The sequence below is a fragment of the Paenibacillus sp. J22P165 genome (assembly GCF_059692015.1).
Genome location: NZ_JCAUAP010000001.1, coordinates 153,237 through 165,522, shown reverse-complemented (window position 1 = coordinate 165,522; position 12,286 = coordinate 153,237). Strand labels below are relative to the sequence as shown.

The 12,286-nt window shown below is 46.9% G+C and carries 10 protein-coding genes; all 10 read right to left on the bottom strand.

Annotated features, from left to right (window positions below):
• Positions 1–56: 56 nt before the first annotated feature.
• Positions 57–746 (bottom strand): response regulator transcription factor, encoded by a 690-nt coding sequence (locus AC58QM_RS00720; RefSeq protein WP_497280526.1) that lies wholly within the window; start codon positions 744–746, stop codon positions 57–59.
• Positions 743–2,218 (bottom strand): sensor histidine kinase, encoded by a 1,476-nt coding sequence (locus tag AC58QM_RS00715; protein ID WP_497280524.1) that lies wholly within the window; start codon positions 2,216–2,218, stop codon positions 743–745. Before AC58QM_RS00715 ends, AC58QM_RS00720 begins: the two co-directional genes overlap by 4 nt.
• A gap of 5 nt (positions 2,219–2,223) precedes the next feature.
• Entirely contained in the window at positions 2,224–2,976 is a 753-nt protein-coding gene (locus AC58QM_RS00710; RefSeq protein WP_497280522.1) for a DUF2705 family protein, read from the bottom strand.
• Positions 2,969–3,706, bottom strand: a complete 738-nt coding sequence (locus AC58QM_RS00705; RefSeq protein ID WP_497280520.1) for an ABC transporter ATP-binding protein — start codon at positions 3,704–3,706, stop codon at positions 2,969–2,971. The genes AC58QM_RS00710 and AC58QM_RS00705 overlap by 8 nt, the downstream gene beginning before the upstream one ends.
• A gap of 74 nt (positions 3,707–3,780) precedes the next feature.
• Positions 3,781–4,716: a hypothetical protein gene (locus tag AC58QM_RS00700; protein ID WP_497280518.1), complete on the bottom strand. Its 936-nt coding sequence runs from the start codon at positions 4,714–4,716 to the stop codon at positions 3,781–3,783.
• A 227-nt stretch (positions 4,717–4,943) separates the two neighbouring features.
• Entirely contained in the window at positions 4,944–6,101 is a 1,158-nt protein-coding gene (locus AC58QM_RS00695) for a Ger(x)C family spore germination protein (RefSeq protein ID WP_497280516.1), read from the bottom strand.
• Positions 6,098–7,549: a spore germination protein gene (locus AC58QM_RS00690; protein WP_497280514.1), complete on the bottom strand. Its 1,452-nt coding sequence runs from the start codon at positions 7,547–7,549 to the stop codon at positions 6,098–6,100. The genes AC58QM_RS00695 and AC58QM_RS00690 overlap by 4 nt, the downstream gene beginning before the upstream one ends.
• Positions 7,550–8,641 (bottom strand): GerAB/ArcD/ProY family transporter, encoded by a 1,092-nt coding sequence (locus AC58QM_RS00685; RefSeq protein WP_497280512.1) that lies wholly within the window; start codon positions 8,639–8,641, stop codon positions 7,550–7,552.
• Positions 8,642–8,954: 313 nt separating this feature from the next.
• On the bottom strand, positions 8,955–11,285 hold the full coding sequence (gene helD / locus AC58QM_RS00680) for an RNA polymerase recycling motor HelD (protein ID WP_497280510.1): 2,331 nt from the start codon (positions 11,283–11,285) through the stop codon (positions 8,955–8,957).
• A 26-nt stretch (positions 11,286–11,311) separates the two neighbouring features.
• Positions 11,312–12,283, bottom strand: a complete 972-nt coding sequence (locus tag AC58QM_RS00675) for an ABC transporter ATP-binding protein (protein ID WP_497280508.1) — start codon at positions 12,281–12,283, stop codon at positions 11,312–11,314.
• Between the last annotated feature and the right edge of the window lie 3 nt (positions 12,284–12,286).

The following is a 12,286-nucleotide window of genomic DNA, read 5'->3' as shown; positions in this document are numbered from 1 at the left end:
TGCCGACAACCAAAAAAGCCTGAGATGAGTTTGTTAACTCTCCCAAGCTTAGCTAGTTAGATTCGGAATCGATAGCCCGCTCCCCAAATCGTTTCAATATATTGTGGATTGGAGGGATCTTGCTCCACTTTCTCCCGAAGCTTACGAATATGTACGGTTACTGTGGCAATCTCCCCCATCGCGTCCATACCCCATAACAGATCGAATAATTGCTCTTTGCTATACACCCGATTCGGATTCATCGCCAGATGGGTCAGCAGGTCAAATTCTTTGGTCGTAAACATAACTTCCTTGTCATTCACGAACACGCGCCGCGCTGTTTTATCAATCATCAAACCACGAATACGAACTTCATCGTTCCTCGACTCGCGTTTCCCCATCAGCCGTTCATAGCGGGCCAAATGGGCTTTCACTCTAGCCACTAGCTCACTTGGGCTAAATGGCTTAATCATGTAATCGTCGGCGCCAAGACCGAGGCCGCGTATCTTGTCGATGTCTTCTTTTTTGGCTGAAACCATGACGATAGGAATATCCTTCACGCTGCGAATACGTCGGCAAATTTCAAAGCCATCCATAATCGGAAGCATCAGATCGAGAATCACGAGATCATAGTTAATGGATAGCGCCCGCTCAAGTCCACGATCACCGCTAGTCTCAATATCAACCTCATAACCGCTAATTTCTAAATAATCACGTTCGAGCTCGGCAATGCTTTGTTCATCTTCTACAATCAAAATCCGACTCATGCTTCGCTTCCCTTCCCTTGATGACGTGGTAAGGCCATAAACACGGTGGTTCCCTGTCCAACCACGCTAGTTGCCCCAATGCGCCCGCCATGTTCTTCGATAATCTGCTTAGCAATAGCGAGTCCTAGCCCGCTGCCTCCTGTTGCCGTATTGCGCGAAGGATCTGCGCGGTAGAACCGGTCGAAAATATGCGGTAGCGCCTCCTCTGAGATGCCCTGGCCATTATCCTTGATTTGAATGACGGCGAAATCACCCTCTTTTTGCACACTTAATGTAATCTGGCAATTGCCTTCCTCGCTGTATTTCATTGCATTTTCTATTATATTAAGGAGCACACGTCTCAGCTTGTCGCGATCAGCTGTCACCAGTATCGGCTCTTGCGGCAGATCGGTAAGTGTAAACTGAACTCCTTTTTTCTCCATATCAAATTGTAATTCCTGCGCACAATCCTGCACGTAAAGTCCTAGATCGACGGTTTCGAATTGAAACGGAACTTTACCTAAATCCAGCTTGGAAAATAGAAATAGCTCATCAATTAGCCGATCCATATCCGCCGCTTTGTTATAGATGGTTCGAACATATTTATCCAACTTATCCGGTGAGTTCGAAACGCCATCCATGATGCCTTCAACATACCCTTTGATAGCAGTGACCGGCGTTTTCAAATCATGGGAAATATTCGAAATGAGCTCCTTGCGATTCTCCTCGTATTGGAGCTGGAGTTCTACCGATTTCTTGAGTTTACGGCGCATTTCTTCAAATGCAATACTAAGTTCGCCAAGCTCGTCTTTTCCCTGTGGAACAATCTCAAAGTCTAGATTCCCTTCTTTAATTTCCTCTGTCGCCTTTTTGAGTGCTCGCAATGGCCGGATAATGCTGCGTGAAACAAAATAAGTCAGCACGCCATTGGTTGCTATGAGGATAAACAAAAATGTTAAGAATACGGATTTGGAGAACTGGTGCAAATATTTCTGAAACGGGCCTCCGTCCAAGAATACAAATACGGTCCCTTTGCTTTTATCGGCAAATAAAAAATCCTGCTGTCTAGTTATCCACAGAGAACCTTGATTACGCTGGAATTTCCCTGAAGATGTGCCGAAAGCCGGCAGCTTCGCGGTATCCCCCGCTTCTCCCTGTTTAATGTAAGGCGAGATATAGGTGATCGCTTCCTCTTTGCGAATGATCAAACCCATATTAATTTTGTGGAAACGCTGCTCCAAATCCTTCACAAACACCTCATCCAGGAAAGCATCCGGATCGGTATCCATCTTCGCCTTCATATAGGCGACGTTTTCCAACTCCTGGTCAACGACGCGCTTGATCGGATTACCGTGGGAGAAGTCCACTTCAAAACCAGATTTCAGGCTCCCGAAGGTGGCGATGCTGATAAGGATGACGGCTAGCCCGAAAAGCACAAGCGGTACAAGCAGCATGGCTATATAGGACAAGACTAGCCGAAAGCGAATCGACATCGGGTTCAGAGCTCCTTTTTATCAAACAAATAATAACCAGCTGTAAAAAATAGTATACTGCACGCTATCAAAAACATAAAGATCGAAAGGATCTTGCTGCCCACAATCGAACCGCCAACCCAAAGCATATGCCAATCCATGTAAGCTGTCGGGGAGTAAGTTGCAATCTGTGGTAAGAAGAAGGCTACTACCTTAAAAGCCAGATATACCAGAATGCTCACTGTTAACGCAGAGCTGCTGCTTGAGAAAAACTGTGCCAGACAGACCGCTGTAATACTCAAGACTAGCAGAGGTACAAAGGCCGCGCCATAAGCAAGAAGCCAATTGGAGATGGTACCGATGCCTCCGAAATGTTGAAAAAATAGAGCAGAAATTACGGATGCCACTAGAGCTACAATTAAATAGAGCGCAATGTAGATCGCGAGTGCCAACTGCTTAGAAGCAAACACTTTGAATCTGGAAAGTGGCCGGGTCAGAATATTTTTCATCGTTCGGTCACCCATCTCACCAGAAAACACATCTGCCGCACCCATAAACACGAACAAAGGCAAGAAAATCGTCGTGAATAAGCCCAGCATCACAATCGGAAAATCCTTTGCAGCGATTGCACCAATACCGATACCCTGCTGAAATCTCGAGAGCAAGATGCCTGCTAGGATGGGCAGCAGCAAGGTGACGGCTAGGAAGAAGATGGTTTTCTTCTTGTAGGCAAGTTTCAACGTCTCATTCCAGACGTTAGCTGTAAGTATGCTAGGCATGCGCGGCTAGCCCCCTGACTTCTTGAATTTCACGCAGGTAGGCGGCTTCCAATGAGGGGCTGCCTTGGAGCAAATCGGAGACCAATCCCTCACGGATAAGCTTTCCTTGATGGATAATGCCAATCCGATTACACATTAACTCCATTTCGTGGATGAGATGAGAGGAGATTAGGAACGTTATCCGTTCCTCTCGTGCTAACCGTAGGATGATTTCACGAATGTGAACCATGCCCTCAATATCGAGACCGTTCGTAGGCTCATCGAGAATGAGCAGCTCTGGCTTAGCAAGCATCGCGGCCGCTAGTCCTAGCCTTTGCTTCATGCCCAGTGAGTAACCGGCTACTTTTTCATGCTGAAAAGGAGTTAGATCTACAATCTCCAGCACTTCATCTACACGCTGCTTGCTCACCTCCGGGTACAATCGCGCTGCTTGCTCCAGATTCCTTCTGCCGCTCATGTAGGTGTAGGCTTCTGCTGTCTCGATCAACACGCCGACCTTCGCCATCGCTTGCTCATACTGTGTTTTCACATCGTAGCCGAAAAGCTTCACTTCGCCTTGCTGTGCTTGAGAAAGGCCGGTCATGATCTTCATGACGGTTGTTTTTCCCGCTCCGTTCGGCCCAAAAAAGCCATAAATATCACCGCGCTGCACGGTCATATTAACCGCATGGATGCCGCGCAGGTTACTGAAAATCTTTGTTACTTGGCTCATCTCAACGATGTGCTTCACACGGCCTCCGCCTTTCAATAAGGAAGTGAGGAGGTCAACCGAGGTTGACAGCTCCTCTTTGATTTAAGTGATGCTTAGTGCTTATCGCCCCAGTTTTTGTGGCCCGATAATTCGTCAAATTTCACATTCTCTACTTGCTTCCCGCTCAAATCAACCGTATCGGGCAGCGTCGAGTTCAAGCTGGAGAGTGTCATGTCAATGCGAAGCACAACCTCATGTTCGGTGCCTTGCGCATCTTTACCAGACAAATGAATTTGTGCTGACTGACTCGTAATGTGATCATCCTCATCAACGCTCGCATTTACTTCCAATTCATCCATAGAGATGTCGGAAGAAAGCTGTGGCAGACTGTTTCTTAGTGTCGCTAGGTCGATACCGAGCGTATTGGCTTTGGTTGGCATAGGTTCATCTTTGGCCATTACACCATGCTTGATCACGAGCGAACCTACCGTGTTCACAACGGGAGAGATTTGGCTGCCGGAAAGCTTGAAATGAATTTCCTTGCCGTTTCCTGTCGTTTCGTCCATCGTGACATAATTTTTCAAATTGCCGACCAGCGTGTCTACAACATTTTCAACTTCGCTGATGACTTCAGGGTCTGGGGTATGATTGCCTTTGTTATGCCCTTTGAACTTTGACGGTGCGTCGCCACCTTCAATGACTTTGTATACGTCAGAATCTGCTGTTTTGACAATCTGCTTGCCATCTTGGCTGTAGAATTGAATAGTTTGCTGCTCATTCGTGCCATTAAGTACATTCACTTGTGCACTTCCAGCGTGATCGGCTCCGCCGGTTTTGATCGTTGATTTCACTTGGAGCAGAGAAGCTCCATTGTCCTGTAAGGACACGTTGACCTGACGCGTTACGTTTTTAATTGTCGCTGTTTGTTTCACTGCTGATTTGAAAGCTTCATAACCGGGAGCCTCTCCCACACCTGCATATACGGAAGTCACTAGCATCATGCTGCCTACAGCCACACCTAATCCCAACATCGCTAACTTCTTATTCATCTCGTCCTGCCTCCGCGTAATCCATACGCTTTCTCTAATTTGGCCGCGCTACTTGCGCTTCCATATTGACTATCTTAGCCCTCGAGACTTAATTGCCACTAAACCGCCTATTAACACGGGCTAAAACATTTCTTAAATTTTTCTAAACTGGTTAATAACGAGCTCAAATGAAAAAGAAGCTCCCCTCCTAATCGGCGATGGGTAGCTTCTTGTTAATTCGTTTCTGACTAATATTGTGTTTGTTTTATATTCGTTTTCAACATGCCTGAGTGGAGAATTGTGGGTTTTACGTGAATGGTACCGAGCTCATAGTCGGTTAGCGGATTTTCACCATAATTTGTACGTTTGGCCCATCTGGCGAAATCTTTCCTGTAAAGGATATGCTCCAGTCCAAACACATCAATTTCTCTACTTTTGCCAAGTTTAAAGGTCATCTCAATTTCTTCCTTTATTTGTTTGGCAATCAGTTTTTTCAAATCAGCCTCATCCACCTCTTCGAATATTTCAGCTATGGTAGAAGGAGCTAACACCTCCACATCGAAAATGGTTTTCTCACCATCCGCTCGTATCTTGATATTAGCCTTCGGTTTGATAATCACGTTGTGAACCGGTTTCCCCTCTCTATAAACAAGCATTGGGGTACGAATTGTATGTATATTTAACCACCTTGCACCAACATATTCTTCCTCCGAGAACCATTGCAAACTACGGTGCTTGTTCAAGGCGTAAACGCCATTCACCCTTAGTTTGGGATCTGGCTTTTTATTTTTCCTCCATACCTCATCTTCAATATCCAATGTGGGCAACATCACCGTATCCCCAGGCTCTCGTAATCTCGAAGCCACCCAAAACAGCCGATGCGGAGAGATGTTAGATCGTTGTCGAAAGCTATCTGTTGGCTGCATTAAGATGGAACTCATCGGCGAGACATTGAAAAAGGGAATAACGGAGAAAATGTCCTCAATCGACTCGTCTGTACTATAGAACCACTGAGTGAATCTCGTTTCACTATAGCGAACGTTTCCGTCTGTAAATTTGCCTATTCCTTGATTTAACGCATTTTTGGAAAATAAGTAAGCACCGACATGTCCCCAGAATACACGTTGCTGGGATGTCCGGTAGAGCTTATTGAATGCGTCGCTAACAGTTGCTCCCTCTTCTTTACCTACCCAAATCAAAGGTAACTGTGCCGATTGACCCCCTTCTTGTTTGGCCACACTTGCGAAATCCAACATTTGTCCGTAGACGATGTATTTCCCATCTTTATAATCAAAACCAATCGCTGTCATGTAGTTTGTGTCTTGAATCGTTTTTAAATCCCAACAGCCCGTCAAGCTAGTTAATACTAGCACGGCCACCGTTAATTTCACCCACATGTTCATCATGAAGATTCACTGCCTTGTCTTGTATCATCCTTCGTATCGAGCTCAATCGGCCTTCGTGCAAGCTTCTTCCAAGCCTTCGAAAATAAGGAAGTGATCATTTCCCCGAAAAATGGCGGTGAAATTGGTGTTAGATACGGTACGCCAAATGACTGTAGCGTCGACATCAAAAGAACTAAGCCCATGAGCGAAATCATGAATCCGTATATACCGAACATGGTGGAGATCAGTAGAATAACAATACGTAACACCGTAATAGTTCCAGCGAGATTTTGATTAACTAGCGTATACATCGATATCGTAGATAGGGCAGTAACTACCAAGGTAGTGGGGCTTGTAATTCCTGAGCGTATCGCCGCATCACCAACAATTAATCCACCTACTACGGTAACCGTTTGTCCAACTACCTTGGGCAATCGTGCGCCAGCTTCACGGAACAATTCAAATAACATCAGCATGATAATGAAATCCATTGGGCCAGATAAAGGCAAGCCTAATCGTGAAGAAGAAATCGTGGCTACGAGTTGATAGGGAATTTGGTCCAAATTAAAGCTGGACACCGAAATCCAAAGACCTGGCAACAATACCGATATGAGCAAACCGACTAATCTGAGTAATTTCTCAAATGCGACATAATAGAAGGGATTATGGACATCTTCAGGTGAGTTTAGAATATAGGTTAAGGTGACTGGTGCAACGAGAACCATCGGGGAACCATCCACGATAATCGCAAATCGGCCGCGAAGTAGGCTATCTGCCACAAAATCAGGTCTCCCCGTATAATTCAGGAGAGGGAAAAATGAATAGGTTCGCCCTGATAAGGCATCCTCGAGCTGTGCGCTGCTGATAACCGCATCGACATCAATCGATTGTAGTCGATCTTTTGCCTCTTGCAGGACCGACTCATTGATGATATCGCCGAGATACAGCAAAGCAACTACCGTGTTGCTTCTTCGCCCTAATTGTATCTTTTCAACACATAAGCTTGATGTGGCTAAGCGTTTGCGGATTAAGGCGATATTCGTGATAACATCTTCAATAAAACCGTCGCGTGGCCCTTTAATCGACGTTTCCGTACTAGATTCTTCAGGTGTACGGTTCGGAGGAGCGGCAATATCCAGTGCGTATATCGCTTGGCTATTTTCAAAAAATAAAATTAGCTGACCCGCAAAAACAGATAATTTCATATCATCTATGACATGTTTACCCGTGAGCTTGACCAATTGAAGTAATGTACTCATATCAAGAGCTTCTTCATTTTGATAATAATCACTATTTATAAACGCCTGTAGATTAGGAAGCACGAGACCATCGATCATATCCTTTCTTACCATGCCTTCACAATACACCATCGTTACACGTTCAACCCTGTCCCCTTGCGTGACAGGATACGTTTTCACAATAACGTCGTCTGAAAGGGCAAACCATTCACGGAAATCCTGCTCATTCACTTAAGCATCCTGCTCCTTTCGCCGAATAGGCAGCATAGCAACTACAAGTAAAAACAACAGTAGAGATAGACCGACTACAAACATCAACGAATAGTAATATTTCTGCAGCCAAATCACCATGTCGTTATCTGATACGGGATACAAGGTAATTCCGAATAAACCTAGGCCAATTCCAATAAGAATATAGGTTCTAGTAGATTTCTTCTCTATCCTCATCATATCCAAACTAATAAACAACAATATTGAGGTCCGCATGCTAGACCCTGAAATCCATTGAAAAATGGATAAGAAATCTAGATGAGAAATATACTTTCCAAGGCTCACCATCCGCCATTGCTCAAAGGCTGGGTACCTTAAATCCGCTGCTTCAAAAGGACCAAATATAGCGATTGCTCCTGTTAGTGGACCGATGGTAAGCCCAATTACACATGTGGTAAGAATCAATAGTCCTCGTAGTCGGATCCGCGTTCGGACATGATGCTGCATAACGAGAATACTTAATATTTCGAAGGAAGCGCTGCAAGTTAACAACATACACATGAGTGTCGGACCATATCCATGTGTGAAAAGTGGTGTTAGCAGCGTGTAATCCTTAAATTGAAAATTAGCACCCATCACAAAGTAACCGAGAACAACAACAGCTGGTAAAAGGAGGCCAGATGCAATCGCAATCGCTTTAATACCTTCTCTTGCTGCAAAAAAGCAAAATAGGATAAACATTAATGAAATCATAAAAAGGGGGGTTCTTGGCAAGTAAGTGACGTGAGTCCACATGGTGACATCTTTAATCGTGACTAAGGCATGCGTTAAACAGATCAAGATAATGAGAGATTGAATGAGATACGCCCCCCAGTTTCCCAACCTCAATCTTATCCATGCTATCAAGTCACCTTGTTTAGTTCGTTTAACCAAGAAGTAGATTAGACAAGTCCAGACAAGCATTGGGACAATGGCCAATGAGGCTCCTAACCAGGAATCTCGTTTCCCATAGTGCAGTAGAACTGGGATGAGTAGCACATGATTCGTTATCGCGATGGCAATGATCACGATCCCATATAATTGAATGGAAGTAATTTGTTTATTTACAAACATAAGCGTTCTCCCGCTTTGGTATGACGTGGAAATGATGGCATCAGTTATCGTTAAGTTCTCCCCTAACTGGAAATTTATGCGTATAGACGCAACAAAGCCGCTTCCCGGTAACCGGAAAACGGCTTCTATTGCTCATGTTCCTATTAGAATGTTGCCAAAATAATAACCAATAAAATGTACAGTACCAGAATAACTGCTGTGCTGGAATATCCAACGTTTGACATGGGTAGTTCCCCCTTCCGCCTGGTAAAACCTCATCTTGGCTGCTCCCTATATCTTATGTTAGGCAGGGCGGATGGGTATGGACGGATGTCTATTTGCCCGGAAGAAAAGGTGTTAATTCACCTAGATAACAGACATCTAAATAGTGAAGAGGCCTAGTGCAAGCCGTGTAGAACAGCTTGCGTTCCTTCGCCTCCGCGTAGACAGACGCCCCGGCATTGTAGAGAATAACCGCGTCGAACTCGAGCCCTTTGGCGAGGTACGCCGGCAAGATCATCACGCCTGCTTCGTAGTGCAGCGTATCTTTGCTGATCCGCGCGAGGTCTGGCAGCAGCGGCTTCAATCGTCCGTGCGCGTACTCCGTCTCGCGCTCGGTCTTGCAAATGATCGCGACGGAGCTTGCGCCGCCGCGCTGCCTCCTAGCAGCCGCCTCCGCGACGAGGCGGATTAGCTCTTGCTCGCTTGCTGCACGCAGCAAGCGCGGCTCTTCGCCGCTGCGGCTGAACGGTTCCACCGGTTCGCCGCCCGGCAGTACCTGACACGCGAACTCCGTGATCTCGCGTGTGGAGCGGTAGCTCTTGACGAGACGGATCGTCTTCGTCTCGTCTTCGCCCATCAGCTCGCTAATCGAGCTGTAGCTTTGCTCTGGCTGCGCGGCGCTTGAGCCGATGCCTTCGCTTGCACTTGCACTTGCACTTGCATTCGCGTTCGCGTGCGTGAAGATCCCTTGATTCCAATCGCCGAGTAGCGTAAAGCGGGCGCGTGGGAACAGTTTTTTCAAATAGGCATAGTGAAAAGGTGAATAATCCTGTGCTTCATCCACCAGGCAATAACGGATTGTACCAACCCGCAGCTGTCCCTCTACAAGTCCTTTGAGATACACAAGCGGTGTTGCGTCCTCATAGCGAAGATGACCTTGCTCCAGCGCTTCTACTGTGACGTCGCTAATCGTAGCCCATGCTTCGGGCAATGGCTCACCGGCTAGCTTCACCAGCTCCTGCTGTAAGCTCGTATCCGTAAATAACTCTTTATACATGCCGAGCACGTCGACATAGGCTAGCTTTTGCGCTTTTTCCCGGAGCGGTGTGATCGCTTTGTGCGCTTTGACACGGCTCATTTTCTTCATCTCCGGCTCGCTGCCCATATACTTGGGTTCACGTACAAGCTTGCGATAGAACCGTTTTTGCACATCGGCTTGGAAGACGTCCAACTGCTCCAAAATCCACTCCGACAGCTGCTCCATTCGCTCACCGATGGCAAGTATCGAGGACTTGCTATAGAAGCGTTCACTAAGCTCTGCCCCCGTAATGAGTACCTTTTTGCCCACAGCCAGATCAACGAATCGAATCCCATCCAGCTTCAACTTTTCTCCGTATGCTTCAATCACACGAAGGAAAGCCTCGGAGGCTTTGTAGGTAATGCTTTGCAAACGTGCAGCGTACAAGTGATCCTGACCATTGCCTGTCAAAATATACTCGAGCTGATCATATGGATCCTCCAGCTTTAGCCCTGTATCGGTTAATTTATGAGTTAAATAATCTTGGAAGGTCGTTTGCTGCATTGTCGCTTCCCCGAGCTCTGGCAAAACGCGAGACACATAATCGCTGAATAGCGAATTCGGTGAAAAGAGAATCATATTATCGGCGCTCAGCGTCGTCCGATATTTATAGAGCAGGTACGCGATGCGTTGCAGCGCAACGGACGTTTTACCGCTGCCAGCCGCGCCTTGAACGACCAGCACCTTGTGCTGGTCATCGCGGATGATCTGGTTCTGCTCGCGCTGAATCGTTGTCACGATCGAGCTCATCTTCTCGTCAGCGCTGCGGCTGAGCATCTTCTGCAGCATCTCATCACCGATCGAGATACCTGTGTCGAACACATCCTGCAGCTCGCCGGCCTTGATGATATATTGGCGCTTGAGCCACAGCTCGCCGCTTACATCCATCTCTGGCGTCCGATACGTCGCCGGCCCCGGCGGATAATCATAGAACAAGCTGGCGATCGGAGCTCGCCAGTCATAGATGAGAATTTCATCAGTCTTACTATCGATGAACGACGTCAAACCAATATAGATTTTCTCCCGCTCCTGCTCGCCCTTCTCTTGAAAATCAATTCGGCTGAAATAGGGCGCATCGACGACGCGCTCCAACTTGCGCAGTGCATCCTGTGCCAAGCGATAGCTTCGCTCTTGCCCTTGCAGCACGTGCTCCTGCTGTGCCATACTCGCAGCCGTTTCAATCAAATCATCGTCATTGTCTGCGTTGACGGAAATATCATCCCAGAAGCTTCGGCCGATAGCCGTTGCTTCTGATCTGCGATCATCTACGGTTTGACGCAGCTCTACAATTCGCCGCTGAATATTCGTTCTAACTGTAGCGACGCGCTGCGCTTCCCTCTCTCGTTCTTCATTCCCTATCGCCATAGCTTCGTTCCACTCCCATACTTGATCTATAAATAGACGTTCTGAATAACTTCTTCAAATTCTGGTTCTTCCATATGTACATCGTCCATGTCGCCCCAGCTGCTCACAATCCGCAGCACATCCATCGCCTTGAGTTCTTGGCGGTTGCAGGCAATCGTCAAGAAGTTCGCTTCTTGCTCGACTACGCGGAACGGCAGTTCCCAGCTTGCCGGGACTCGAATCTCACCGCGAAAGGATACTTTCATCATCGTCGGTAAGCCGATTCGATCACGCAGCTTGTCTATGGAACCATCATAGCCAATTTGCCCATGATTAATGACAATGACCCTTGGACAAAGCTGCTCAATATCATCCATATCATGCGTCGTTAACAATATCGTCTTTCCGAAATCCCGATTCAACGTCTGCAAGAATCCGCGGATATTTCTCTTAGCGACGACATCTAGGCCGATAGTGGGCTCATCTAGGAATAAAATCGCTGGATCATGCAGCATGGAAGCTGCCAGATCCGCTCTCATCCGTTGACCCAGAGATAATTTGCGAACGGGGGTATCTAAAAATTCTTTTAAATCCAACAGCTCCGACAATTCTCCTAAGCGGCGGCGAGCATCTGCCTCCTCCACGCGATACATCGCGATAAGGATTTCGTAGGAATCCTTCACAGGGAGATCCCACCACAGCTGGCTTCGCTGTCCAAAGACAACGCCAAGCTGCCTAACAACCTGCTTCCGTTGCTTCTGCGGGCTGCGTCCGTGAATCAGAACCTCACCGGAGGTGGGGTGCAGGATGCCTGTCAGCATTTTGATCGTCGTCGACTTTCCTGCCCCATTAGGTCCAATATACCCGACGAACTCGCCAGTTTCAATCTCGAAGCTGACATCGCGCACGGCTTCTTTCTCTTTATATGCCCTAGAAAATAGGGTTCGAATCCCCGAGAACTTCCCTTCCTGGACGACAGGAGATTGAAAGGTTTTGCGTAAATGCCTGACCGTTATCATCGG